General features: G+C 58.1%; 22 protein-coding genes and 3 tRNA genes. 7 read left to right on the top strand and 18 right to left on the bottom strand.

What is annotated here, in order from left to right; translation table 11 throughout:
* Positions 1 to 91 precede the first annotated feature (91 nt).
* The 4 genes from tig to ACMG4M_RS08550 all read right to left on the bottom strand — a co-directional run bounded on the left by tig (position 92) and on the right by ACMG4M_RS08550 (position 1,868).
* Positions 92 to 1,405, bottom strand: a complete 1,314-nt coding sequence (tig, locus tag ACMG4M_RS08565; RefSeq protein ID WP_035244191.1) for a trigger factor — start codon at positions 1,403 to 1,405, stop codon at positions 92 to 94.
* A 179-nt stretch (positions 1,406 to 1,584) separates the two neighbouring features.
* Positions 1,585 to 1,660, bottom strand: a tRNA-His gene (locus tag ACMG4M_RS08560).
* 28 nt (positions 1,661 to 1,688) lie between these two features.
* Positions 1,689 to 1,765 (bottom strand) — tRNA-Arg (locus ACMG4M_RS08555).
* 26 nt (positions 1,766 to 1,791) lie between these two features.
* Positions 1,792 to 1,868: transfer RNA gene (locus tag ACMG4M_RS08550), tRNA-Pro, on the bottom strand.
* 243 nt (positions 1,869 to 2,111) lie between these two features.
* Between ACMG4M_RS08550 and folD the strand changes: the two genes are divergently transcribed.
* Positions 2,112 to 2,957, top strand: a complete 846-nt coding sequence (gene folD, locus ACMG4M_RS08545) for a bifunctional methylenetetrahydrofolate dehydrogenase/methenyltetrahydrofolate cyclohydrolase FolD (protein ID WP_035244188.1) — start codon at positions 2,112 to 2,114, stop codon at positions 2,955 to 2,957.
* A 244-nt stretch (positions 2,958 to 3,201) separates the two neighbouring features.
* Here folD and ACMG4M_RS08540 read toward each other — a convergent pair whose 3' ends face one another.
* Positions 3,202 to 4,884 (bottom strand): glutamine--tRNA ligase/YqeY domain fusion protein, encoded by a 1,683-nt coding sequence (locus ACMG4M_RS08540; protein ID WP_277672962.1) that lies wholly within the window; start codon positions 4,882 to 4,884, stop codon positions 3,202 to 3,204.
* 162 nt (positions 4,885 to 5,046) lie between these two features.
* Between ACMG4M_RS08540 and ACMG4M_RS08535 the strand changes: the two genes are divergently transcribed.
* From ACMG4M_RS08535 to ACMG4M_RS08525, 3 genes are read left to right on the top strand one after another with little or no spacing between them, the layout of a single operon-like run.
* Positions 5,047 to 5,544, top strand: a complete 498-nt coding sequence (locus ACMG4M_RS08535; RefSeq protein WP_272961884.1) for a peptidylprolyl isomerase — start codon at positions 5,047 to 5,049, stop codon at positions 5,542 to 5,544.
* A gap of 4 nt (positions 5,545 to 5,548) precedes the next feature.
* A complete protein-coding gene (locus ACMG4M_RS08530; RefSeq protein ID WP_277672961.1) occupies positions 5,549 to 6,145 on the top strand; it encodes a peptidylprolyl isomerase in 597 nt (198 codons plus the stop codon).
* Positions 6,146 to 6,147: 2 nt separating this feature from the next.
* A complete protein-coding gene (locus ACMG4M_RS08525) occupies positions 6,148 to 6,876 on the top strand; it encodes a UDP-2,3-diacylglucosamine diphosphatase (protein ID WP_335625617.1) in 729 nt (242 codons plus the stop codon).
* 163 nt (positions 6,877 to 7,039) lie between these two features.
* On the opposite strand, the gene ACMG4M_RS08520 is transcribed toward ACMG4M_RS08525, so the two are convergent.
* Positions 7,040 to 7,645: a tRNA-(ms[2]io[6]A)-hydroxylase gene (locus ACMG4M_RS08520; protein ID WP_035244177.1), complete on the bottom strand. Its 606-nt coding sequence runs from the start codon at positions 7,643 to 7,645 to the stop codon at positions 7,040 to 7,042.
* A gap of 120 nt (positions 7,646 to 7,765) precedes the next feature.
* Here ACMG4M_RS08520 and ACMG4M_RS08515 point away from each other — a divergent pair, with 120 nt between their 5' ends.
* Positions 7,766 to 8,674 (top strand): lysophospholipid acyltransferase family protein, encoded by a 909-nt coding sequence (locus tag ACMG4M_RS08515; protein WP_414429824.1) that lies wholly within the window; start codon positions 7,766 to 7,768, stop codon positions 8,672 to 8,674.
* Between the two features lie 181 nt (positions 8,675 to 8,855).
* Complete coding sequence (acnB, locus tag ACMG4M_RS08510) at positions 8,856 to 11,456, top strand: bifunctional aconitate hydratase 2/2-methylisocitrate dehydratase (protein ID WP_035244172.1); 2,601 nt, start codon at positions 8,856 to 8,858, stop codon at positions 11,454 to 11,456.
* Positions 11,457 to 11,556: 100 nt separating this feature from the next.
* Here the strand turns inward: acnB and hrpB are convergent, their stop codons facing one another.
* The gene (gene hrpB, locus ACMG4M_RS08505; RefSeq protein WP_414429823.1) at positions 11,557 to 14,007 is read right to left on the bottom strand and encodes an ATP-dependent helicase HrpB; all 2,451 of its coding nucleotides are present in this window, start codon (positions 14,005 to 14,007) and stop codon (positions 11,557 to 11,559) included.
* A gap of 140 nt (positions 14,008 to 14,147) precedes the next feature.
* Between hrpB and ACMG4M_RS08500 the strand changes: the two genes are divergently transcribed.
* Positions 14,148 to 14,714 (top strand): hypothetical protein, encoded by a 567-nt coding sequence (locus ACMG4M_RS08500; protein ID WP_272961893.1) that lies wholly within the window; start codon positions 14,148 to 14,150, stop codon positions 14,712 to 14,714.
* A gap of 114 nt (positions 14,715 to 14,828) precedes the next feature.
* Here ACMG4M_RS08500 and ACMG4M_RS08495 read toward each other — a convergent pair whose 3' ends face one another.
* The 11 genes from ACMG4M_RS08495 to trpA form a co-directional block, all read right to left on the bottom strand.
* A complete protein-coding gene (locus ACMG4M_RS08495) occupies positions 14,829 to 15,563 on the bottom strand; it encodes a TenA family transcriptional regulator (protein WP_035244169.1) in 735 nt (244 codons plus the stop codon).
* Between the two features lie 68 nt (positions 15,564 to 15,631).
* Positions 15,632 to 17,674, bottom strand: coding sequence for a transglutaminaseTgpA domain-containing protein (locus ACMG4M_RS08490; RefSeq protein ID WP_035244167.1), 2,043 nt, complete (start codon positions 17,672 to 17,674; stop codon positions 15,632 to 15,634).
* Positions 17,675 to 17,682: 8 nt separating this feature from the next.
* The gene (locus tag ACMG4M_RS08485) at positions 17,683 to 18,639 is read right to left on the bottom strand and encodes a DUF58 domain-containing protein (protein WP_052042399.1); all 957 of its coding nucleotides are present in this window, start codon (positions 18,637 to 18,639) and stop codon (positions 17,683 to 17,685) included.
* A gap of 3 nt (positions 18,640 to 18,642) precedes the next feature.
* Positions 18,643 to 19,554 (bottom strand): AAA family ATPase, encoded by a 912-nt coding sequence (locus ACMG4M_RS08480; protein ID WP_035244165.1) that lies wholly within the window; start codon positions 19,552 to 19,554, stop codon positions 18,643 to 18,645.
* Positions 19,555 to 19,648: 94 nt separating this feature from the next.
* Entirely contained in the window at positions 19,649 to 20,860 is a 1,212-nt protein-coding gene (locus ACMG4M_RS08475) for an O-succinylhomoserine sulfhydrylase (RefSeq protein ID WP_035244164.1), read from the bottom strand.
* 30 nt (positions 20,861 to 20,890) lie between these two features.
* Positions 20,891 to 22,414, bottom strand: a complete 1,524-nt coding sequence (gene purF / locus ACMG4M_RS08470; RefSeq protein ID WP_035244162.1) for an amidophosphoribosyltransferase — start codon at positions 22,412 to 22,414, stop codon at positions 20,891 to 20,893.
* Positions 22,415 to 22,479: 65 nt separating this feature from the next.
* Positions 22,480 to 22,965 (bottom strand): CvpA family protein, encoded by a 486-nt coding sequence (locus ACMG4M_RS08465; RefSeq protein WP_272974630.1) that lies wholly within the window; start codon positions 22,963 to 22,965, stop codon positions 22,480 to 22,482.
* Between the two features lie 140 nt (positions 22,966 to 23,105).
* Entirely contained in the window at positions 23,106 to 23,720 is a 615-nt protein-coding gene (locus ACMG4M_RS08460; RefSeq protein ID WP_272974629.1) for an SPOR domain-containing protein, read from the bottom strand.
* A gap of 1 nt (position 23,721) precedes the next feature.
* Complete coding sequence (locus ACMG4M_RS08455) at positions 23,722 to 24,948, bottom strand: bifunctional folylpolyglutamate synthase/dihydrofolate synthase (RefSeq protein WP_414431114.1); 1,227 nt, start codon at positions 24,946 to 24,948, stop codon at positions 23,722 to 23,724.
* Complete coding sequence (gene accD / locus ACMG4M_RS08450; protein WP_414431113.1) at positions 24,941 to 25,822, bottom strand: acetyl-CoA carboxylase, carboxyltransferase subunit beta; 882 nt, start codon at positions 25,820 to 25,822, stop codon at positions 24,941 to 24,943. The genes ACMG4M_RS08455 and accD overlap by 8 nt, the downstream gene beginning before the upstream one ends.
* A gap of 12 nt (positions 25,823 to 25,834) precedes the next feature.
* Positions 25,835 to 26,638, bottom strand: a complete 804-nt coding sequence (gene trpA, locus ACMG4M_RS08445; RefSeq protein WP_272962639.1) for a tryptophan synthase subunit alpha — start codon at positions 26,636 to 26,638, stop codon at positions 25,835 to 25,837.
* Positions 26,639 to 26,640 lie beyond the last annotated feature (2 nt).

Genomic DNA, 26,640 nt, shown 5'->3' with positions numbered 1-26,640 from the left:
GGTCTGAATGCGCAAAACTTGCGCAAATTGTGCATAAATAACGCAAAACGGGGCCAGAAGGCCCCGTTTTGGTGTCAAAAAGCGGAAAGAATCAGCCTTCTGCTTGCTCACGTGGCTTCACCGCGTCCTGGTAGGACATGGCTTTCTCTTCCACCTTGGCACTATCCAGAACCAGGTCGACAACCTGCTCTTCCAGTACCGCACCTTCAATCTGCTGCAGCTGCTGCGGATTGCTGTAAACCCAGCTCACCACCTCTTCCGGCTTCTCGTACTGCTCGGCGATTTCCTCAACACGGGCTTTCACCTTGTCGGCATCGGCCTTGATCTCGTGCTTGTCGAGGATAGCGCGAACCACCAGGCCCAGACGCACGGAACGCTCAGCCTGCTCCTTGAACAGATCATCCGGCAGGATGGAGGCATCAAACTGCTGACCGCCACCAAACTGCTGCATCATCTGTTGACGCATGCGCTGGATTTCCTGGGTAACCAGGGCGCCCGGCAGGTCAAACTCGTGCAGGTTGACCAGGCCATCCATCGCCTGCTCTTTCACCTTGCCGGTTACCGCATTCTTCAGCTCGCGCTCCATGTTCTTGCGCACTTCTGCCTTGAATTTGGCTTCGTCGCCATCGTCAACACCGAACGCTTTCATGAACTCGGCATCCACTTCCGGCAACGCCTTGCCTTCAACCTTGTTGACCTTGATCTGGAACACCACGGACTGGCCTTTCAGCTCTTCGGACTGGTAGTCCTCCGGGAAGGTCACGTCGATGTCTTTTTCCTCACCAGCTTTCATGCCAACGATGCCGTCTTCAAAGCCCGGGATCATCTGGCCGGAGCCCAGCTCCAGGTTCTGCCCTTCGGCGCTACCGCCTTCGAAGGCTTCACCGTCTTTCAGACCTTTGAAATCAATGTTGACGCGGTCACCCGTTTCCGCGGCACGATCCACATCGGCGAACTCGGCGCGCTGCTGGCGCAGGGTTTCGATCATGGTATCCACATCGGAATCGGACACTTCAGCCTTGGGCTTTTCCACTTCGATGGAATCGAAAGCCGCCAGCTCGACATCCGGGTATACCTCGAAGGTAGCCACGAATTCCAGGTCCTTGCCTGCTTCGTTGGTCTTGGCTTCAAAGCCCGGCATACCCGCTGGCTGCAGCTTTTCCTGCTCCACCGCTTCGATGAAGGCTTCACGCATTACGTCAGCCAGCACTTCGTTACGCACGGCCCCGCCAAAGCGACGCTTTACTTCACGCATGGGCACTTTACCCGGGCGGAAACCGTCCAGACGGATCGTTTTCTGGGCTTCCTGCAGCTTGCCTTCTACTGCCACATCCACTTTTTCCGCGGGTACACCCACCGTTACACGGCGCTCAAGACCTGAAGTCGTTTCAACAGAAACCTGCATAACATCCTCTTTAAAAAAGACTTTTATCTCTGCCCGCCGCCGAAATAACGCGAAGACGGCCTAATGAAGGGCGAAGATTATAATCAAAGGGGGCTTCGCTGCCTACAGCCTGACTGTTCAGCAGTGCCTGAAGCCCATACGAAAAAGCCTCCGGGGATCTATCCCGGAGGCTTTTAATATGGGGTGACTGATGGGGCTCGAACCCACGACCGCCGGAATCACAATCCGGAGCTCTACCAACTGAGCTACAATCACCATAAAACTGTCTGCTTTCTTTCCTGCCTGGCGCACCTGGCAGGACTTGAACCTGCAACCTACGGCTTAGAAGGCCGTTGCTCTATCCAGTTGAGCTACAGGCGCTTGCAGATTTCCGCCATCAAGCCAACTGGTCGGGGTGGAGGGATTCGAACCCCCGACATCCTGCTCCCAAAGCAGGCGCGCTACCAGGCTGCGCTACACCCCGTCTTTTAAAGCTGCGTCAGTGACTAAGCTCGAAAGCGAGGCGCGCATAATACTCGGCACCCCCATGAGCGTCAACGGGGTTCGACGCAAAAAAATGTCTAACGTTCAGATTTTAGTCAACTTTTGCGCGTTGTGCCTGCGCGTGCGAGAATCGCGCCGTTCACGGCTAGCCCCGGCAGGCTGCGATTAACGCAACCGCGCCAAGCCGCCCCCTATTGTAGTCAATTTCAGAGAGACCGCCCACATGACCGCCCAGATTCTTGATGGCAAAACCCTGGCCCAGCAGTTCGAACAGGAGATGCGCCTGCGCGTCGACGCCCTGAAAGCCAAGGCCAACGGCCGCACGCCGATTCTTGCCACCATTCTGGTGGGTGCTGACCCGGCATCTGCCACCTATGTAAAGATGAAAGGCAACGCCTGCCAGCGTGTCGGCATGGAATCTGTCGCCATTGAGCTGGACGAAGACACCAGCACCGAACAATTGCTGGCAAAAATTGACGAACTCAACACCAATCCGGATGTGCACGGCATTCTGCTACAACATCCGGTGCCCGCCCAGATTGATGAACGCGCCTGTTTCGACGCCATCAGCCTGGAAAAGGACGTGGACGGCGTCACCTGCCTCGGGTTTGGTCGCATGAGCATGGGTGAGGACGCTTACGGCTGCGCCACCCCCAAAGGCATCATGCGCTTGCTGGAGCACTACCAGGTGGAACTGGAAGGCAAACATGCCGTAGTGGTGGGTCGCAGCGCCATTCTTGGCAAACCCATGGCCATGATGCTGCTGGAAGCCAATGCCACAGTCACCATCTGCCACAGCCGCACCCGGGATCTGCCAGCCCTGGTCAAACAGGCTGACATCGTTGTCGGCGCCGTGGGCAAGCCGGAGTTCATCAAGGCAGACTGGATCAAGGATGGCGCCGTGGTCGTCGATGCCGGCTTCCACCCGGAAAAGTGTGGCGACATCGAGCTGGGACCACTGGTAGATAGAGTGAGCGCCTATACTCCGGTACCCGGCGGCGTCGGCCCCATGACCATCAACACCCTGATTTTCCAGACCCTGCAGTCCGGTGAAAAAGCCCTGGGCTAACCGACCAACCCAAAAGCCGCGTTCATTATGGTCGCGGCTTTTGGGTGGCCACTACTGCCTAATTAACGCCTCTAACGGTGCCACCACTACAACACCAACAGGCGCCGGCCCTACTGATAATCGCGTTCCACAAATGTAAATTCCCACAAAAAAGCCGCACCCAAACCTTAGGCGCGGCCTCTTTGCTTTCTGTCAACACCACGCACGCGACATCGCGCAGCTATTAACTCTTCACTGTTAATTACTAACTGTCTTTGGGCCAGGACTCACGCAGACCGACAGTCTGATTGAACACCAGCTTGTCAGCGCTGCTGCTCTGATCCACACAGAAGTAACCCTCACGCTCGAACTGGTAACGGGTTTCGGCCAGAACCCCACGCAGACCTGGCTCCACCCAGCAACCATCCAGCACGCTCAATGAATCCGGATTGATATGGGACAGGAAGGTCTGCCCTTCTTCTGTCTTGTTGGGGTTCGCAGCGGTGAACAGGCGGTCGTAGAGACGCACCTCACAGGGCTCACCCTTGCTGGCACTGACCCAGTGGATCACCCCGCGCAGTTTGCCCTGGTCATCCGCATTTTCCGGGTTCTTGCCCAGGGTGTCCGGATCATAGCTGCAGCGCACTTCCACAATCTCGCCGCTGTCATCGCGGACCACATCGGTAGCACGCACCACATAGCCGTAGCGCAGACGCACCCGATCGCCCAGCACCAGGCGCTTGAACTTCTTGTTGGCCTCTTCCCGAAAATCCTCCCGGTCGATATAAATCTCCCGGGTCATGGGTACCTGGCGGGTTCCCATGGTCTCGTTCTGCGGATGCACCGGGGCGGTCAGGGATTCCTCCTTGCCCCCTTCCCAGTTTTCGATGACCACTTTCAAGGGATTCAGCACACACATGGCGCGGGGGGCATGCTGATTCAGATCATCGCGGATGGCGGCTTCCAGCATCCCCATGTCCACCACGGAATCCGCCCGGCTGACGCCCACAGACTCACAGAATGTGCGCAGTGAAGCCGGTGTGTAGCCACGACGACGCAGACCGCTGATGGTGGGCATACGCGGATCGTTCCAGCCTTCCACATGCCCTTCATCTACCAACTGCTTGAGCTTGCGCTTGCTGGTCACCGTGTAATTCAGGTTAAGGCGGGCAAACTCATACTGGCGCGGGCTCGCCGGCACGGAGGTGTGCTCGATGACCCAGTCATAAAACGGCCGGTGATCCTCGAACTCCAGGGTACAGAGGCTGTGCGTGATCCCCTCGAGGGCATCGGACAGCGGATGGGTGAAGTCGTACATGGGATAAATCACCCACTTGTCACCGGTCTGATGATGCACTTTCTTGCGGATGCGATAGAGAATCGGATCGCGCAGATTCAGGTTGGCACTCTGCATGTCGATTTTGGCACGCAGCACCGCCGCCCCCTCGTCCATCTCACCGCTGCGCATCTGCTCGAACAGGGCCAGATTCTCTTCCACGCTGCGCTCGCGATAGGGGCTGGGCTTGCCCGGCGTGGTGAAATTACCGCGGTACTCGGCGATCTGCTCCGGGCTCAGGCTGTCCACGTAGGCCAGCCCTTTATGAATCAGCTCCACCGCCAGCTGATAAAGCTGGTCGAAGTAGTTGCTGGCGAAACGCTCCTGGCCATTCCAGGTAAAGCCCAGCCACTGCACATCCTGCTTAATGGACTGGATGTACTCGTCCTCTTCCTTCTCGGGATTGGTATCGTCGAAGCGCAGATTGCAACTGCCGTTATAGCTTTCGGCAATCCCGAAGTTCAGGCAGATAGACTTGGCATGACCAATATGCAGGTACCCATTGGGTTCCGGTGGAAAACGGGTCACCACCTGGCCGTCGTTTTTACCTTCTGCAAGGTCACGGTCGATGATCTGTCTGATAAAATTGCTGGGCGCTTTCGTTTCGCTCATGGGTCTTGGCCAGTCCGGAAGGCAGAGAGCCTGAATATGGGCAGGCTCTCACGGTGAAAATGAAGGTGCGCTAGTGTACTGTACGCCCCCCAACAGTCAAAGACTCAGGGCCCGCCGGGGAACAAAAACCCCTAACCAGGCCCATCTTGCGGAGAAAACCTGATGAAAGTGGTGCTGACAACAACCTACGGCAAAATCACCCTGCAGCTGGACGCAGAGAAGGCGCCGATTACCACCGAGAACTTTGCTCAATACGTCAAGGATGGCCACTTCGACGGCACCATCTTCCACCGTGTTATCAGCAACTTCATGATCCAGGGCGGCGGCTTCACCGAAGATATGCAGCAGAAGCCCACCCGTGACACGATCCAGAACGAGGCCGGCAATGGCCTGTCCAACAAGGCCGGCACCATCGCCATGGCGCGCACCCCGGATCCCCATTCCGCTTCCGCCCAATTCTTCATCAACGTGGCCGACAACCACTTCCTGGACAAGGAACGCAGCCAGGACGGCTGGGGCTATGCGGTATTCGGCGCGGTCAGCGACGGCATGGACGTGGTGGAAAAAATCCGCAATGTGGCCACCGGCAACAGCGGTTTCCACCAGGATGTGCCGGTGGAGCCGGTACTCATCGAGTCTGCTGAACTGATCGAGGACTGACACCATGCGCGTTCTGGCCACTGCCCTGCTTGCCCTGTTACCGACCCTGCTGCTCGCCAACCCGCAGGTTCGCCTGGAAACCTCTGCCGGCCCGGTCACCGTGGAACTCTACGAGGACAAGGCACCGCAGACAGTCGCCAACTTCCTCAAGTATGTGGATGACGGCTTCTACGACGGCACCCAGTTCCACCGGGTAATCCGCGGTTTCATGATACAGGGCGGCGGCTTTGACCAGAGCGGGCAGCGCAAGGCCACCCGCTCACCGATCCAGAATGAAGCGGACAACGGCCTGAGCAATGAGCGTGGCACCCTGGCCATGGCCCGCACCGGCAACCCGCACTCTGCCACGGCCCAGTTCTTCGTCAATCTGGTCGACAATGACAACCTGGACTTTTCTGGCAAGAATGCCCGTGGCTGGGGCTATGCCGTCTTCGGTAAGGTCACAGACGGGATGGCGGTAGTGGACAACATCGCCAGTGAACGCACCACCAGCCAGCGCCTCAACGGAATGCTGGCGCGGGACGTGCCGGAAGTGCCCATTCTGATTACCCGAGCCTACCGCCTGGATTCAGCCGGCGAAGAAGAAAAAGGCGCACAGTAACCATGAGCTATACCCTGTTTATTTCAGACCTGCACCTGGATCCGGCCCGGCCGGAGCATCTGGAAGCGCTGGGCAAACTGCTGGAAGCCCACGCCGGCCAGGCTGATGCCCTCTATGTACTGGGCGACCTGTTTGAAGCCTGGATTGGCGACGACGATGACACCCCGTTCAATCAGGAAGCCATTGGCGCCTTCCGCAGCTTCAGTGACAACGGCAGCCAGCTCTATTTCATGCATGGCAATCGGGATTTCATGCTCGGTGACGATTTCGCCGCTGCCTGTGGCGGCACCTTGCTGGAAGAAGGCACCGTGGTGGATCTGTATGGCACCCCCGTCCTGCTGATGCACGGCGACAGCCTGTGCACCCTGGATACCGCCTACCAGCAGTTTCGCACCATGGCCCGTAATCCCCAGTGGCAACAGGGCATGCTGGCAAAGCCGCTGGAAGAGCGCCGCATGATCGCCCAGGGCATGCGCATGCAAAGCCAGGGCAACAACGCCAACAAGGCAGAAAACATCATGGACGTGACCCCGGAAGAAGTGGTTCGGGTTATGGAAGAGGCCGGCGTCAAACACCTGATCCACGGCCACACCCATCGCCCCAATATCCACGATGTTGAACTGGCCGACGGCCAGGGTAAGCGCTGGGTGCTGGGTGATTGGGGCAAGCTGGGGTGGCAGATTGTGGCGGATAGCGAGAAGGGCTTAAGACTGGAAAGCTTTGAAATCTGACCTCCTGTAGGAGCGCCGCTCGAGGCGCGAATCCGCCGGAAAATACCTGACAGATCTGTCCCTAGCGACCATGCCTGATCGCCTATCGGCGATTTCCTCGCAAGCGAGGTTCGCGGCTCATACTCGCAGAGCACAGAGAGCACCGCTCCTACAGGGAATTCTGTCAGGCTTGCGGAATACCGGAATGAAACCGAAACTCCGAATCCGGCGACTCCACCAATTCACGCTCCACTTCCTTGAAAAAACTCACCCTCTCCTCGATCGGCCCACCGGCATATTGTTCAGCCAGCTTCAGATAATCCTCAAAATGGCGCGACTCACTCTTCAGCAGGTAACGGTAATAACGCCCCAGCTCCGCATCCACATGCGGCGCCAACGCGGCGAAACGCTCACAACTCCGCGCCTCGATTAACGACCCTACGATCATGGTGTCCACCAGCCGACCAGGCTCCGAAGTGCGTATATGCTGGCGCAGCCCCTTGGCATAACGCGCAGGCGTCATGTGGTCGTAGGTCACACCGCGGTCTCGCATCAGCTGTATGACTTGCTCAAAATGCAGCAGCTCCTCTCGCGCCAGCTGGCTCAACGTATCCAGCAGTTCAGGCCGGTCCACATAACGAAACATCAGATTCAACGCGGTGCTGGCCGCTTTCTTTTCGCAATGAGCATGGTCGATAAGCAGGATATCAGGATGCTGCAATGCCCAATTAACCCAGGCCGACGGCGTGTCACAGGGAAGAAAATCGCGAATATGGGAAATGTCGTGCATGGAAATCTCACAGGCTTAGAGGAGCCGATCAGGAAACGGGCGTCGGCATTATAGCGTTTTTGTGCGCAATCTCATCCGCACCGCTGGTGCTCACTCGTCGCGCCCGTATACTGTCGCGTCATGGGCAGAAAAACACATCCACGCGTACAGCGGGCAAAAGGACAAGCGGCCATCATCGCACTGCGACTGCTGGGCGCGTTACCCTTTGCTGTCAACCGAGCACTCGCCTCCTTTATCGGCACGTTGCTGTCTTGGCTGCCGACCCAGGCTTTGACGATCAGCAAGACCAATCTGGCAATTAGCTACCCTGCCTTATCTGAGGAAGAACGCACCCGGCTCGCCCGCAAATCATTGGTGGAGAGCATCAAGAACACCTTTGAAATCGCACTCTTCTGGCGGCACCCCAACCAAGGACTGACACGGATAGTCGCCGTGGACGGCGATGCCCCTCTGCGGCAAGCGGTGCAGGACGGCAAACCCATCATGATCCTGGCGCCTCATCTGGGTTGCTGGGAAGTACTGAATTTCTGGCTCGCCACCGAGTTCGGGCTGCACGCCATGTTTGCTCCTTCCGGCCTGCCAGAAGTCGATCAACTGGTAAGGCAAGGGCGGGAGCATTTTGGCTCCACCATGTACCCGACTACCGCTCGCGGTGTAGCCGGATTAGTGCGCGCCATGAAAAAAGGTGCCCTGACAGCCATTCTTCCTGATCAGGTACCCGACCGCCGCAGCGGCCGGCATGTACCTTTCTACGGACAGCCGGCCTACACCGGCACCCTGGCCTGCAAGCTGGTACGCCAGACCGGCGCGGTCACTTTCATGGCCTGGGCCCGCCGCCTGCCCGGCACCCAGGGCTACGAAATTCGAGTCCGTCCGGCTGATCCCGCCGTCGCTGATGACGACCTGGATACTGCCCTTGCGGCAATGAATCGCTCCATCGAACATCTTATCGACGAATCCCCTGACCAGTACCTGTGGAGCTACAAACGCTTCCGGCGCCCGCCGGACGGCCTGAAAGCCCCCTACTGATTGCCGCATACCATGCTGTCAGTGATTACGAGTATTCATCCCGTGAATGACTACAACCGCGGTTTGGCTTAACAGTTGATGGCATTTCGGCTATACTCCGCGCGCAATTCCAACCCCCAGTAACACCCTAAAAGACTGATTTCCAAAAGAAATCAGCCAATTCGAGAAAGAGGGAAACGCTGTGCTAGAAGCCTATCGCAAACATGTTGAAGAGCGCGCCGTTGACGGTGTGCCGCCCAAGCCGCTGAACGAGCATCAGGTTGCCGACCTGGTAGAGCTGCTGAAAGCCCCGCCGGCCGGCGAAGAAGAATTCATCCAGGACCTGTTCGTTAACCGCGTGCCGCCGGGCGTGGACCAGGCCGCCTATGTGAAGGCCGCCTTCCTGACCGCGATTGTTAACGGTGAAGCCAGCTCTCCCCTGATCGACCGTAAACGTGCCGTGCAGCTGCTGGGCACCATGCAGGGTGGCTATAATGTGGCCACGCTGGTTTCAGCGCTGGATGATGCCGAACTGGCAGAAATCGCTGCTGACGAACTCAAGCACACTCTGTTGGTATTTGATGCTTTCCACGATGTGGAAGACAAGATGAAAGCCGGCAACGCCAAGGCCAAGGAAGTCATCGAGTCCTGGGCTGAAGGTGAGTGGTTCACCAATCGCGCGGACCTTGCCGAAAAGATGACCCTGTCTGTCTTCAAGGTTACCGGCGAGACCAACACTGACGACCTGTCCCCCGCACAGGACGCCTGGAGCCGCCCGGATATCCCGCTGCACGGCAACGCCATGCTGAAGAATGCCCGTGAAGGCATCCACCCGGAGAAAGACGGTGAGATCGGCCCGCTGAGCCAGATGGACGAGCTGAAGAAAAAAGGTCACCCGGTTGCCTATGTGGGCGACGTTGTGGGCACCGGTTCTTCCCGTAAGTCCGCCACCAACTCAGTACTGTGGCACTTCGGTGACGACATCCCGTTCGTACCCAACAAGCGTGCAGGCGGTGTCTGCATCGGCGGCAAGATTGCTCCTATCTTCTTCAACACCATGGAAGATTCCGGCGCCCTGCCCTTCGAGTGCGACGTAGAGAAAATGAACACCGGTGACGTGATCGACGTTTACCCGTTCGCAGGCAAGGTAGAAAAAGACGGCGAAGTGATCGCCGAATTCGACCTGCGCTCCCAGGTACTGCTGGACGAAGTCCGCGCTGGTGGCCGTATCAACCTGATTATCGGTCGCGGCCTGACCACCAAGGCTCGCGAAGCCCTGGGTCTGGCACCTTCCGAGTTGTTCCGCAAGCCGGAGCAGCCGGGCGATTCCGACAAGGGCTTCACCCTGGCCCAGAAAATGGTCGGCAAGGCCTGCGGCATGGACGGCGTTCGCCCCGGCATGTACTGCGAGCCGAAGATGACCACCGTGGGTTCCCAGGACACCACTGGCCCGATGACCCGTGACGAGCTGAAAGACCTGGCTTGTCTGGGCTTCCAGGCGGACCTGGTGATGCAGTCATTCTGTCACACCGCCGCTTACCCCAAGCCGGTTGACGTGGAAACCCAGCACACCCTGCCCGACTTCATCATGAACCGTGGCGGTGTGTCCCTGCGTCCGGGTGACGGCATCATCCACTCCTGGCTGAACCGCATGCTGCTGCCAGACACTGTCGGTACCGGTGGTGACTCCCATACCCGTTTCCCCATGGGCATCTCCTTCCCCGCGGGCTCTGGCCTGGTAGCCTTTGCCGCCGCCACCGGCGTTATGCCGCTGGACATGCCGGAATCCGTTCTGGTTCGCTTCAAGGGCAAACGCCAGCCGGGCATCACCCTGCGTGACCTAGTACATGCGATCCCCATGCAGGCGATCAAAGATGGCCACCTGACCGTTGCCAAAGCCGGCAAGGTCAACGTGTTCTCCGGTCGCGTACTGGAAATCGAAGGTCTGGACGACCTGACCGTCGAGCAGGCATTCGAGCTGTCCGATGCATCCGCCGAGCGTTCCGCTGCCGGCTGTACCATCACCCTGTCTGAAGACAGCGTGACCGAGTACCTGAAATCCAACATCACCATGCTCAAGTGGATGATCTCCAATGGCTACGGCGATGCCCGCACCATTGAGCGTCGTATCCAGGGCATGGAAGAGTGGCTGGCAAACCCGAGCCTGATGCGTGCCGACGCCGATGCCGAGTACCACACCGTCATCGAAATCGACATGGACCAGATCAACGAGCCGGTCCTGTGCTGCCCGAACGACCCGGATGATGCCAAGACCCTGTCCGACGTGGCTGGCGCCAAGATCGACGAAGTGTTCATCGGTTCCTGCATGACCAACATCGGTCACTTCCGTGCAGCCGGTAAACTGCTGCAGAAAGTGGAAAGCGGGACCATGCCGACCCGTCTGTGGATCGCTCCGCCGACCAAGATGGATCAGCACCAGCTCACCGAAGAAGGCTACTACAACATCTTCGGTAGTGCCGGTGCGCGCACCGAGATGCCGGGCTGCTCCCTGTGCATGGGTAACCAGGCTCGCATCGCGCCGAAGTCCACCGCGGTATCCACCTCCACCCGTAACTTCCCGAACCGTCTGGGTCAGGGTGCGGATGTGTACCTGGCATCGGCTGAGCTGGCGTCTGTGGCGTCCATTCTCGGCAAGCTGCCGACCACTGAAGAGTATATGGAATACGCAAACACCATCGATTCCATGTCCTCCGAGATCTACCGCTACCTGAACTTCGACCAGATGCCGGAGTACCAGGACGTGGCAGATACCGTGAAGATCCCGGTTGCTCAATCTGTTTAAGATTGACTGATTGCTTCACGAACCAGAAACGCCCGGCTTTTGCCGGGCGTTTCTGGTTATGGAGGAAGAAAAAACGTCGTGGCGTTGACGATAAAGGCCGTTACTGGCCTGCATTAAGACGGCGCTTCGTGAGGACTGTAGCTTCCGCCGCAAGCGGATCTTCCGGCCAGGGATGTTTGGGGTATCGGCCACGTAAGTCCTTGCGCACCGCCTGGTAGTTTTCCCGCCAGAATCGTTCCAGGTTATCGGTAATGGCTGCCGGCCGCCCTGCCGGAGTCAGCAGATGCGCACTGATAGTCAGCTTGCCCTCAGCAATGGGCGGCAGTTGGGTGAGCCCGAACAACTCCTGCAACTTGACGGCCAGCACCACCGTATCCCCCCTGTAATCGAGTTGCACCCGCCGCCCGGTGGGAATGACAATAGCCTCTGGCATACAGCGCTGCAGACGCTTGTGTTGATCCGCCGTCAACAACAGATTAAGAGCTTCATGCACGGCTACCCGCTTTAAATCCTGCAGCGTACGCATGCCGGCGAGAAACGGTGCCAGCCAGCGTTCCAGATTTTCCAGCAAGGCCGCATCACTCACATCCGGCCAGGCGCTTTCGTCTACAGCGGCCAGTTTTGTCACTCTGGCCTGCCACTGCCGACAGCTATCAGACCAGGGCAACAGCCGCAGGCCATCCCCACGCAACCCCTCCAACAAGCCCTGAATCTGTTGCTCCGCGCTCAACGATTCCATGGGCTGGTTCTGCAGGACAATAGCTCCCAGCCTGTGCTGACGCCAGCCAGTTACCCGCTGACGCTCGCTATCCCAACCAATCTGCTCATGCCACTGTCCATGCTGCGCCATGACTGATTGCAGATCCGACTCTTCCAGTGGCATGGCGAGTCGGATGCGGGCATCCCGGGGCTGGCCGTCCGTATCCAGAATCAACAACCATTGTGTGCCAGCCAGACTATCTCCGGGTGGCAGTTCTAGACCGGGGCCATCCATCATCTGGTAACGATTGCCCTGACCCTGGCGCAGGCGAGCCACCTGTCGCGGGTAGACCCGGGCCAGCAACCCACCCAGACAATCCCGCCAGTCATTGCTATCGCGGGGCGGCTTGCCAGGCAGTAGTCGCTGAGCTTCAGCAAGAAGTAGTCTGTGGCGGTCGGGGTGGCTTTCCAGTGCTTGCAGGCGACTACGCAAATCCACGCCCTGACCATTGAGGATGTCCCGCTCGGACAACAAGGCCGCGACTCGGGCTGCGGCCACCGGCAATCCCTGCTCCCTGCCTGCCAGTATCAGCATGGCCAGCGCCGGCTCGACTCCCAGGCTGGCGATGGCTGCACCATGGTCCGTCAGCCCGCCTTGCCTATCCAGCGCGCCACCATCGCGAAGCCTGGCCACCGCGCTCTGCCAGGCCGGCAATGGCGGTGCCTCCAGCCAGTGCATCTGCTGCGGCTCCCGGCATCCCCAGCGGGCTAGATCCAGCACCAGCTGATCCAGCGCCACTCGCGCTATTTCCGGTTTCTGGTGGCTGGCCATGACCTCGGACTCAGGCCATAGCCGCACGCAGCAACCGGGACCTAACCGCCCGGCCCGACCGCTGCGTTGGCGAGCACTGGCCTCGCTGATCCGACGCGTGACCAGCCGGCTACGGTGACGGGCCGGATCATAGACCGGTTCCCTAGCCAGGCCACTATCAATGACATGGGTGACCCCCTCAATGGTCAGGCTGGTTTCCGCCACATTGGTGGTTAGTACAATCAGGGCATCGCCGTTTCTGGCTGAATCGAGCACCTGCTGTTGCTGCGCCAGCGGCAGCCCCCCATGCAACTCGGCGATCGGCAAGCTGAGTCCCGATTCGGAAAGACCGCGGGCCACCCGACGGATATCCGCACGGCCGGGCAGAAACACCAGTACCACCTGGGCATCACCGGCCACAGAACAGATTTTCTGCACGCAATGATCTCGCCAGTCCTGACGAGGGGCAGGCGGCCGATACATCACATCGACTGGAAAACTGCGCCCTTCACTGCGAATCACAGGCGCATTCAGCAGGGTCACCAGCGGTCCGCAATCCAGCGTGGCGGACATGACCAGCAGCCCGAGATCCGGCCGGAATGCTTCACGGATTTCACTGACCAGCGCCAGTCCCAGATCCGCATTCAGGGAGCGTTCATGGAACTCATCAAAGATCACCAGTGAGATGCCCTGCAACTCCGGATCACTCAACGCCATGCGGGTCAAAACACCTTCAGTGACAACTTCCAACCGGGTGGCAGCACTAACCCGGGTATCGGTGCGGGTCCGGTAACCAACGGTTTGCCCTACCGGCTCTCCCAGCTGAGAGGCCATAAAGGTGGCTACGGAACGAGCCGCCACCCGGCGTGGTTCCAGCATCAGAATACGACCCTGATCAGCACCGAAATGGTCCAGTAGCCGTAGCGGTACACGCGTGGATTTCCCGGCCCCGGGCGGAGCTTCCAGAATCGCGCACCCCGCACTCAGCAAAGCGTCACGCAATGGCACGACAACATCATCAACGGGAAATTTTTTCTGCATTCATTCCGTCCATTACTCAACCATCGTGACGGCGGTCACTTCTGATCACTTTGACAGGGCTATACCACTGGCCGGGGGTTAAACCTATGCTATATTCTGCTCATTAACTAATAATTAATAACTACTCAATATAGTGAAATATGCTGAACGATTTGGGGATTCCAGAGCACCTTATCTGGAAACTGAATGACTTTGACAACCACCAGCGGGCGGTCAACTTTATCAAACAGTTTCAGGATACGCTGTGTGTTTACAGTGCACCTGTGGAGCAGCTCTATACCAACTACGATATTTCCATACCGCCGGATGATGATCGCTCACTGGTGATTCTGCCCAACCCCTATGCTTACCACGATACCTTTAACAGTATTGGGGATCACAGTGTTCACGCCACGGGCATGTATATCGTGCCGGGGGACTTGTTTGGCAAGGAAGGGCTTTTTCTGACGTTACGTCTGCTCAAGTATGGCAAACGGGTTATCAAACCGGTGCCACTGAAAGTGGGTCTGTGGGCCCTGATGAAAAAGGAATCCAGTGATATTCCTTTTTTGCCGGTCATCACCAAGGGGGACTTACGCGCCTTCAAAAAGGATTTTCCCTGCCTGCATCTGCACAGGATTCAGCCGTCCAGGCTATCGGAACGCTCACCCATGGAAATCAAAGCGATACAACGCGTGATTCGCGACAAGCTGAAGGTCTATATGTAGAGGCAGCGAACAGTTAATAGTTAATAGTTGACAGCGAGAACAGGCACCACGCCGTGAAGAACCACCAAGTCTCAATAGGCAGCTTTCACGGCTTTGCAGGCGTGCCCCGTCGATTCAGTCCGACTCTGTGTAGCAGTGGTCCAGTGCCAGAATGTAGTACTCCAGCCCTTTCGCCGCTGCCGCGAAGGCCCTCTCCCGGCTTGCTTCATCAGCACAGGTGAGCTTGATCAACTCCATGGCCTCATGGGGATGCGCATCATCGTAGGAAGCGTGGGCCCGCAACCAGGCCATGGAATGGCGGTTGATGGTGGCCACCCCATTTTCCTGGTAGGCCTGCATGCCCTTCACTACACTCTGGCTCCATTCGCCGGTGGCCCATTCAATGGCCAGATTGGTAGCAGCCAATCCTTCCTCCAGGCTAGCCTGTCGGCCCATGTGCCAGAGATAATGATTCACCGCGTCCATGGCTGCCGGTGGAGTCACGAACTCCAACTCTTCCAGGCTGATACCAAAGCCCATGGCCCAGTCCTGGTACCAGTAGGCATGGCGCTGTTCGACCTTGATATTGCTGATCAGCCAATTCTTGCTTTCTTCGTGCCCTGGGTAGCGACCGGGCTGGGTTTTGGCCAGATTCAGGCCCATGTATTTGGGGAAATTTTCAACCAGCGGGTAGAAATTCAGCAAGGCACTGCGAAAACGAGGCAGGCTCAGTGTCCCGGCCCCCATTTCCACGAACACCGGATGCTCCACCACCCGATTTTTTAACGGTACCAGATCGTCCCAGAAGGCCTGAGCCCAGGGGCCGTGGTCAGTGAGTTCCAGCCCTTTCTTGTAATTTGCGGCGCGCATTTGTCGTTCTCCATAACAACCGGTTATCGCAGCTCGTGGCCAGAGGGCCATGGACTAGTGATAGCACACTAGTCCAATAATTTGTATAAGCGATTTCTCAGGCTGCGTAAATGGCGCTTTTGCTGTTTATTCGGTAATGAGACGGGGTCATAGTGGAGCTTCTGGTAGTATTTTGCCCAGTTATCGGCAGCAATGGCTGCCTGAGGCCACTGTTCACTGATCGCCTGGCAAAGCTGCATAGGAGTCAGACCCGCCTCCAGCGGGCGGCCCCGCTCACTGGCACGCTGATGCAGTCGCCAGTATTCCCGCTCCATCAGGGTCAGCCTTTCATTGCCGCCGTGCCACAACAGAAACAATGCATACAGCCCCATCAATAGGGTGACGGCGACAATCAGGGCAATGGCAATGCGCACTGGCGAAACCGCGCCCAGCAGATCTTCCAGAAATTCGGACTGGAAGGCGCTGTCATAGCCCAGCACCCAAGTCTGCCAGCGGAAATCCACGTAATCCATCAACTGACTGACTTTCGCGAACAAGCCCCCATCCGAGAAACGACGCAGCCCCAGATCATCCAACAGATCTCTACCATCTTCGCTGTTCTCGAGAGCTTCCCTGAGTCCAAGTTCGATACGATCCGGCGCAACCGCGCCGGTGGGGTCAACACGAGTCCACCCATGCCCGCCCAGCCAGATTTCACTCCAGGCATGGGCATCATACTGTCGCACCAGCAGATGAGAGCCCAGTTCATTGCGCTCTCCCCCCTGGTAGCCCACCACAACCCTGGCCGGCACCCCGGCAGCACGCATCAGGAAAGTAAAGCTGGAGGCATAATGCTCGCAGAAGCCCCGCCGGGTTCGGAAAAGAAAGTCATCCACTGGATCCACGGTAAGCCTGGGTGGACGCAAGGTGTAATGAAAAGGTTGATCACGGAAGTAATCCAGTGCTCGCTGTGCAATATCCGACGCCGAATCACTTTCAAGTCGCCACTGATGCGCTAATCCCCGTGCCTTCCTGCCGGCTCCCTCCGGCAGCGACAACATCAGTTGTCGTTCCTGGCTAGTAAGGTTTATGGCAGCAGAGACCGCGGGAACGCTGTCCACTCGATAGGCAAACCTCTCAGAGACCGGCTGATTGGCCACCAGGCGCATATCTTTCGCTAAAGACACATCGCCGTACAACGGGAAGGGAACATCCAGACTGAACAACCAGCGACGCTGGGTCGGTTCAGCAATCACCTGGTAACGATAATATTGCTGATCAGGGGATCGGCGGCCTTCAAGCCGTTTGTACCAGTCCGGTTTTTCGCTTCCTCGCTGGTAAAGATATTCCGATTCCGGCTGCCCCTGAGGTACTGCCTGCTGCCAGGTACGTCCGTCGTAGTGGCTCAGTGTCAGCCCCCGCCAGTAACGCTGAGCCCGAGGCGGCATATCCCCCTGAAAGTCCACTCGAAAAGCCAGCTCTGCAGATTCCGACAGCTCGCTTATCTGCCCTGGCGACATGCTGTCGCTCATGCCAGTGCGGGCCTTGTCACCTCCAACCTGCATATTCCACAACGGTGCCACGCGAGGCACCAACAGGAACAGCACCACCATCAGGGGAATAGCCTGCAGGGTAATCACCAGTGCACGCCTGCCATGCAGAAGGCCGCTGGCACGGGTATCACTGTGATTTATCCCCACCAGGCAGGTCGTAAGGACCGTCATGCAAAGGACAACATAGAGGAACATGCCCGGTGCCTGGGAAAACAACAGCGCCGTTGCACAGACAAAATACCCCAGCACAATCACCACATAGGCATCACGCTGCTGCACCACTTCCAGATACTTGAGAGCAAACAGGCTGACCAGCAAGGCAACGCCTGCTTCCGGGCCGTACAACCTGCCAAAACTGTAAAAGGTCAGCACCACAGCGCCAATCAACAGCAGCGAACGAACCATGCGACCCGGCAACGTCATACGCTGCTGCTCCACCAGCCAGCGAATCAGAATCACCAGCAGCAACAACCCGGCCTGCCAGGGAGGCCCTTTGACAAGCTGCGGCAAGGAACACAGCAAGACCGCCAGGGCGAGCCAGAGTCGGGTATGGGACGGGACCTGATAAATACGCGCCATGGAAAACCTCAGAAATCCGGATAACCGGCCAGGGCATCCAGCAATCGCCAACGATGCACGTCACCGGTATCCGGCGCTAACGTCAGACCCGGCAACGCCAGACCATAGGGCTGGCGCTGCTGATCCAGTTGCAAAATCCAGTAGCAGAGCACGGATAGTCGCTGCTCCTCGCCAATCCCCGGCAAACGATCCCAACGCAACCAAAGCCGACCACCCACCGGTTCCTCGAACTGCTTGGTATTCAACCCTCGACCAGCTGCGTAACCTTTCCAGTCTACCCGGCGCAGGGAATCTCCGGGGATGTAGCTGCGCAGCCCTTGAAATTCGTCGTTCCCTGACTGGCCGCTACTGAACGCCTCTTGATTTTCCTTACCGCCATCTGCCGGACAATCCAAGCTTTCCTTCGGACGCGGCCAGGCCAGGCAATAATGGTCCAGGGTCACATAGGACCAAGTACGCAGCAGCCCAAGCGGAAAGCGGCTTTCTACCTTGAGACGAGGCGCCATCACCCTGCCCCGCTCTGCAAGAGGCAAATTCAGCCACAGGCTCTCCTCTTCCCCTCTGCGGATGCTGATCTGCTGACCGTCCTGGCCACGCCAGCGTAGCCAGACGCAATGGTGCTCCCGTCGCTGGGCAAACAATACTATTTCCAGCGCCCCTTCTTCTCCGGCAAAACCGGATTCGCTGTCACCGTTTCGTATACCCAGAGCAGAAAGATTCCGGAAGGTATGCAGAATCGCCACCATGAACAGGCTGGCAAGCAGGAAAGACAAGGCCAGGATCAGGTTGTTTTCATAATTGATGCCACCGATGAACAGCAATGCCGCTACCAGCAGATAAAAGAAACCGTACCCGGTGGGGAAGATAAAGATGCGCCGTTGATCCAGCACGATCTGTCTCGCCGACGGCAAACGCCGGGCCAGCCAGCGTTCGTAGAAGTTGCGAAGCGGCGCCGGCAACTGCATGGGCTAGCGACGGATGACTGGGACGGATTGCAGTAGGGACTGGGTGATGGCCGCCACACTCCCTCCCTGACGGGCACTGAGACGGTGCTCCGCCACGGATGGCCACACCGCTTGAACATCTTCCGGCAGCACATAATCGCGACCACTGAGCAGGGCCCATGCCCGGGCTGCCTTGAGCAAACCCAGGCCGGCGCGGGGAGAAAGGCCAGCAACGAAACGATCATCAGAACGAGTGGCATCCAGCAAACGCTGTACATAGTCCAGCAACTCGTGGCTGGCGCGGACCTTGCCCACTAATCGTGACAACTTGATCAGTCCTTCACTGGTGATCACCGACTGCAGCTCACGAACCTGCTCGCGAAGGTCGCCACCGGCCAGTAACTGCAACTCCACTTCCGGAGCCGGGTAGCCTAGGGAAATCCGCATCAGAAAACGGTCAAGCTGGGATTCAGGCAACACAAACGTGCCAGCTTGGTCCACCGGATTCTGGGTGGCGACAACAAAGAACGGTTGTGGCAAGGGACGGGTTACACCATCGAGGGTCACCTGTCGCTCTTCCATGGCCTCAAGCAGAGCGCCCTGGGTTTTCGGGGTGGCTCTGTTGATCTCATCGGCAAGCAACAACTGGGTGAACACCGGCCCTTCGCGAAGGGAAAATTGCTGCGTATTGGGATCGAATACGGAAACGCCGAGAATATCCGCCGGCAACATGTCGCTGGTGAATTGCACTCGCCGGTACTCAAGCTTGAACACCCGGGCCAGGGCATGAGCAAGGGTGGTTTTTCCCATGCCGGGCAGGTCTTCGATAAGCAGATGGCCATTGGCCAGCATGCAGGTAAGCGCGAGCTTCAGTTGTTCTTCTTTGCCCAGTACCACACGCCCCACCTGGGCCAGGGCTTTATCCAGTGCCTGCATGGTTCCCCTTTCAAACGCCACAGGCTGGACGCTTCACGCGTCATGCCAAAGCGTTTTCTGTTTACAGGTTGCATTGCGTATGCAACGTCTCGTTTTATGCGCTACCGAGCGCCTCTAACCCCCGGTTCAAATCTGCCTTCAGGTCGTTGACCGATTCCAGGCCGATGGCCAGACGGATAAGATTTTCGGTAACCCCGGCCCGTTGTTTTTCTTCCTCTTTCACGCGCCCATGGGTGGTTGACGCCGGATGCGTAATCGTCGTTTTAACATCACCCAGGTTAGCGGTAATGGAAATCAGCCGGGTGGCATCAATAAAGCGCCAGGCTGCCTGTCGATCCCGGTTGCCCGCGGCATCTTCGACTTCAATGGACATGACCGCACCGTAACCTGACTGTTGCTTACCGGCCAGGGCATGCTGGGGATGATTCTTGAGACCCGCATAGTGCACCCGCACGATGCCCGGCTGACTTTCCAGCCACTCGGCCAACACCTGAGTGCGGGCACTCTGGGCTTCCATGCGCAACGATAATGTTTCCAACCCCTTCAGGAATACCCAGGCGTTGAAGGGGCTCATACAGGCACCAGCAGAGCGGACAAAACCCAGCACTTCTTCCATTTCTGCTTTCGGCCCAACCACGGCACCACCAAGACAGCGCCCCTGACCATCCAGGTATTTGGTGGCGCTGTGAATAATGATATCCGCGCCCAGTTCCAGCGGTTTCTGCAAGGCCGGCGTGCAGAAACAGTTATCTACCACCAGCAAGGCGCCATTGTCATGGGCCAGTTTGGCCAGGGCTCGTATATCGCCAATTTCCGATAGCGGATTGGACGGTGTTTCCAGGTACAGGATGCGGGTTTCCGGACGGATTGCCGATTCCCAGTCCTTCAGGTCGCTCAGGTCCACCAGCGACGTCTCGATGCCGAATTTGGCCAGATATTTGTCAAACACCACATTGGTGGTGCCGAACACACTGCGGGAGCTGACGATATGATCGCCGGGTGAAAGCAGGGAAAAGAAGGTGCCACTGATAGCGGCCATGCCGGAGGCAAAGGCCACGCAGGCCTCGCCTCCTTCCAGCGCGGCCAGGCGCTGTTCAAAAGCACGTACGGTTGGATTGGTGAAACGGGAATAGATATTGCCCGGTTCCTGACCGCCAAAACGCGCCGCCGCCTGGGCGGCACTTTCATAGACAAAACTGGAGGTCAGGAAAATCGGATCTGAGTGCGCCATCTCGTCCGTACGCAACTGTGCCGTGCGGATTGCCAGGGTTTCCACATCGAGTTGTGTCGGATCAAGATCGTTCATTGATGGCCTCAATTTTCCCTTGGGTCTTACTCAGTTTGTGTTGTGCAAATCGATAATCTCGTTATCTGCCAGTGCCTGGGTTTTTTCATTACTGCCCTTGGCCATGTCATTGCGCCGTGCTTCAAGGCCTGCCAGATATTCCGGTGTGATGTTGCCTGCCAGATAGATTCCATTGAACACGGAACAGTCGAAAGACTCCACTCCGGGATTGCCTTCCTTGCAGGTCTCCACCAGATCTTCCAGGTCCTGATAGATCAATTTGTCTGCACCAATCAGTTTGCCGATTTCCTCAGTCGTACGACCGTGGGCAATCAGCTCCTGGGCAGCCGGCATATCGATGCCATAGACATTGGGGAACTGTACCGCTGGCGCCGCCGAGGCAAAATACACTTTCTTGGCGCCGGCTTCCCGTGCCATCTGGATGATCTCGTTACAGGTGGTACCGCGCACAATGGAATCATCCACCAGCAGCACATTCTTGCCCTTGAACTCCAGCTCGATGGCATTGAGTTTCTGGCGTACAGATTTCTTGCGCTGCTGTTGGCCGGGCATGATGAAGGTGCGGCCGATATAACGGTTCTTGATGAAACCTTCCCGGTATTTGACGCCAAGATGATTGGCCATCTGCAGGGCCGACGTACGGCTGGTATCCGGAATGGGAATGACCACATCAATATCGTGATCCGGCCACTCTCGCTCTACTTTTTCCGCCAGTTTCTCGCCCATGCGCAAACGCGCCTTGTACACCGAGATACCGTCGATGATCGAGTCCGGACGAGCCAGGTAAACCTGCTCGAAAATGCATGGGTGCAGGCTCGGGTTTTCTGCACATTGACGGGTGTGCATTTCCCCTTCGGCAGTAATATAAATGGCCTCGCCCGGCTCCAGGTCTCTCTCGATATGAAAGCCCAGGGAAGACAGCGCCACGGACTCCGAAGCCACCATGTACTCGGGGCCGTTGGGGGTATCCTTGCGCCCAAAGCAGACCGGACGAATACCGTGGGGGTCACGGAATGCCAGAATGCCGTAGCCGGTGATCATGGCCACCACCGCATAGGCCCCCTCCACCCGCTTGTGCACCGCCGCGACGGCATCAAAAATATCGTTCGGTTCTGGCTGAAGCTTGCCGATGCTCTGCAATTCGTGAGCGAACACATTCAACAGCACCTCGGAATCGGAAGTGGTGTTGATGTGGCGCAGGTCAGCCCGAAAAATGTGTTCGGCCAGCGCCTCAGCGTTCGTGAGGTTGCCGTTGTGGGCCAAAGTGATGCCATAGGGCGAATTCACATAGAACGGCTGGGCTTCCGCCGAACTGGAGCTACCGGCTGTGGGATAGCGCACATGGCCAATCCCCATGTTGCCCACCAGACGGCGCATATGGCGGGTACGAAACACATCCCGCACCATGCCATTGTCCTTGCGCAGATAGAGACGATCCCCGTCACAGGTAACGATACCGGCTGCATCCTGCCCCCGATGCTGAAGGACTGTCAGCGCATCATAGATGCCCTGGTTCACATAGCGATGGCCGACAATGCCCACAATGCCGCACATGGTACTTTCCTCTCGTTAGGGCCTGCTACACCACCGATATGAATGATGTTACACACCCTCGTTGCTTATACGTTCATGACCAGGGCGAGCAGCTTCTCACCCATGTCCCGAGTCCACGCTTCCATCATGACCAGATGCGGAACCAGAGTGGATTCTTGCCACCATGGGTCGGCGCCAAACATATGCCGACCCAAGGCTACCAGCACGACCATCAGCAGCACTCCTCGCAAGGCGCCGAAGACCATACCCAGTAAGCGATCAGTGCTGCTCAGCCCTGTAACACGGATCAATTCACCGAGCAGATGATTAATCAGGGCGCCCACCACCAGCGTCAGGACAAACAGCAAGCCGAAAGCAACGGCGGCTCGCAGGCTGGGGGTGGCAATCTGATCTTGAAGAAGGAGATCCAGGGCCGGGCTGAACAGGCGCGCGATGATAAAGGCAGCCACCCAGGTGAGCAATGAAAAGGCTTCGCGGGTGAAGCCACGGCGCACGCTCAGCAAAGCGGAAATTGCGATGGCGATCAGAATGATGGCGTCTGCCAGATTCATGTAAAGCGTGCTCTCACCGGCTTGATTCCTGAAGCGGCCGGGTGCGCTTGCTCGCACCCGGCTACCCGGAAAATTCAGAGGGCGAAGTTTAACAGAGGCAGGGGCACTTGCCCATGGATACGCCCAATGGGCGGTATGAATCAGGGAGCATAAATCCGCACCAGACCCTTGAAACCAAAACGACTGTCATCCGCCAGCTGCTGGCGGGTTCGCTCTGCATCCTTCTTGTGGATTTCCGGACCCACCATGACCCTATGAACGACCTTGCCCTGGTGGCTGTCGGTTTCGCTGTAGGCCCGATAACCAGCGGCTTTCAGCTTTTCCACCACACCTGCAGCATTATCAACACTGGCATAACTCCCCACTTGAACCACGAAACCGGCCAGAACCGGGCTATCATCCGGTTTGACGGGCGGTGGCACTGGCGCGTCGTCGATAACCGGCGCTGCCTGGCCGTCTTCACGGGCATCAGCAGCAGACTCACCGGAGTTGTCCGTCTCGACCCATAACTGCTCTTGCGCAGCCTCTTTAACAGCCTCGCGCTCAGACTGGATCCTTTCCGCTGCGGCACTTTCCACCTTTTCAGAGACCACCGGTTCCACATTCACAGCAGTCATCTCTGGCTGATCCGGTATTTGCATATCCAGCGCATTGCGAATCTGTTCCGGCGACCGGAATACTAAGGGCGCCAGGACGGCCGCCAGAAGCAACAACAGGACAACGCCGATAATGCGCTGGCGGGTTCGTTTATCCACCTTACTCTCCCCTCGCTTCCGCAACGGTATAGAAAGATCCGAAGATTAGCACCTGATCGCTGCTCTGTGCAGCGTCCAGGGCGCCGCTCAATGCCTCGGAGACACTGTCATACTGACGGTATTGCGCCTGCGCCGGCAAAGCAGCTGCCAGCAGAGATGGCGCTGCTGCCCGGGCCATGGCCGGGGCGGCGAGGTGCCAGCTTACTGACTGACCGGCGAATAACGCCACCACCTCATCAATCGGCTTGTCTGCCATCATTCCGAACACCAGATGCCGCCGGCCTTCGCAGAGCGGCAACAGTTGCAGGAAGCGAGTCACCGCCGCCAGATTGTGGCCCACATCAAACCAGCAGGGGTGTCCCTGCAGCTGGCGAAATTCACAACGCCCGAACAGAGCCACATCGGCCACCGCTGCGCAGTCCTGTGTGGTAATCGGGACCCCAACCAGGGCAAGCGCCTGACACGCGGTCGCCAGGTTATCCCGACCCAGGGTCACCATGCCGGGGAAACCCAGCTCGCGACCATCACAAAGCGTCACACCCTGCTCATTGATGCGAAACTCTCGCCCGGCAAACACCGGCTCAACGCCATAGCGATCTGCCAGGGCCAGCAGATTGTGAGGCCAGTCTGCCTCCCCGAAAATCAACGGTCTGCCGGGACGGGCGATGCCGCATTTTTCCCCCGCTATGGCCTCGCGGGTGTCACCCAGCCAGTCCTGATGATCCAGTCCTACAGAGGTGACCACTGCCACATTCGGATCAACGATATTTACAGCATCCAGCCGGCCGCCGAGACCGACTTCCAGCAGTACCAGATCCCCCTCGCTTTGCCGGAACAGCCACAGCGCCGCCAGGGTACTGAACTCGAAATAGGTCAGGGAAACGTCCTGGCGTGCCCGCTCCACCTGCTCAAACGCCTCACAGAGCTGCTGATCCGAGGCCAGGCCACCGGGCAGACGCACGCGCTCATTGAAACGATGCAGATGAGGAGAGGTGTAGAGACAGACTCGACGGCCATGACGCTCGGCCAGAACCTGCATCAGGCGCAGGGTGGAGCCTTTTCCATTGGTGCCCGCCACAGTGATCACCGGCACCGGCATGGCATCCACACCAAGACGGCAGGCCACCTGGTGGATGCGTTCCAGACCCAGTTCGATTTCAGTGGGATGCATGGCCTCAATCCGCTCCAGCCAGCCGGCCAGAGCGGAAGCGGCAGAGTCTTCAGTCATCAACGGTCTGGAGGGGCCAGCCCATCATGTTCGCCAGCAGGCGATGGAGGGTATCGCGCATATAGTGGCGAGACACGATCATGTCGATGGCACCGTGATCAACCAGGAATTCACTGCGTTGGAAGCCTTCGGGCAATTTCTGTCGCACGGTCTGTTCAATCACCCGGGGCCCGGCAAAGCCGATCAAGGCATTGGGCTCAGCCACATTCACATCACCGAGCATGGCCAGGGACGCGGAAACGCCGCCGTATACCGGATCAGTGAGCACGGAGATAAAGGGCAGGCCCGCCTGACGCATCTTTTCCAGCGCCGCACTGGTCTTGGCCATCTGCATGAGGGAGAACAGGGCCTCCTGCATACGCGCGCCGCCACTGGCAGAGAAACACACCAACGGAAGCTTCTGCTCCAGGCACACATCCACGGCGCGGACAAAACGCTCGCCGACCACCGAGCCCATGGAACCACCCATGAAGTTGAACTCGAAGGCACAGGCCACCAGGGGCTCACCGTGCAGGGCCCCTTTAAGGACAATCAGCGCATCGTTCTCTTCAGTGGCTTTCTGGGCAGCAACCAGCCGGTCCTTGTACTTTTTGGAGTCCTTGAACTTGAGACGATCCACTGGCGCCAGTTCGGCACCGATTTCCGTCTGCGGCCCCTCGTCCAGAAACAGCTTGAGCCGCCGCCGAGCATTGATGCGCAGGTGATGCTCACACTTCGGGCAAACATCCATGTTGCGGTCCAGTTCGGGCCGGTACACCACCCCGTCGCAGCGTGGGCATTTACGCCACAGCCCCTCGGGAATGTTGTTGCGCCGGTTTTCCTGGGGGCGACGTACTGCAGGCAGGATTTTCTCCAGCCAGTTGCTGTTGCTCATGCAAAGGTCCCGTTACTGATCCATAGCGTTGCGCATGGCGGCCAGGATGTCACTGATGGCCTTATTGATCGCCTCCGGGTTATCCGGATTGGCAGCGATCTGGTTCACCAGAGCACTACCTACGACCACACCATCGGACACCCGGCTCACCGCCTGTGCAGATTCAGCGTCTTTGATACCAAAGCCGACACCAATGGGCAATTGAGCAAGGTTGCGAATTGTTTCAACCCGTCCAGCCACCTCATCCACATTCAGTGATGCGGAACCGGTCACGCCCTTCAGGGAGACGTAATACAGGTAGCCGGAGCCGGCCTTGCCAATCAGCTTGATACGAGCATCCGAGGTAGTCGGTGCCACCAGGAAAATCATGTCCAGCTCGTGGGCATCCATCACCGGCTTGATTTCCAGGGCTTCTTCCGGAGGCAGATCCACCAGCAGAATGCCATCCACACCGGCTTGCGAGGCGGCCTTGGCAAAGCTTTCATACCCAAGCGCTTCCACCGGGTTCAAATAGCCCATCAGCACTACCGGCGTCTGGGTATCCCGCTCGCGAAATTCCTTTACCATGGCCAGCACGTCATGGGTAGACGTGCCGTGGGCCAGGGCCCGCTCACAGGCCTTCTGGATTACCGGGCCATCGGCCATGGGGTCCGAAAAAGGCACACCCAATTCAATGATGTCGGCCCCCGCTTCCACCATGGCATGCATCAACGGCACCGTCACTTCCTTGCTGGAATCACCGGCGGTCACAAAGGGAATCAGAGCCTTGCGCTTCTGCTCGGCCAACCGCTGAAAACAGCTTTCAATACGACGCATTA

This window comes from Alcanivorax sp. IL3, assembly GCF_047495465.1.
Classification (GTDB): Bacteria; Pseudomonadota; Gammaproteobacteria; order Pseudomonadales; family Alcanivoracaceae; genus Alcanivorax; species Alcanivorax jadensis.
This window is presented reverse-complemented; position numbering and strand designations above follow the sequence as displayed.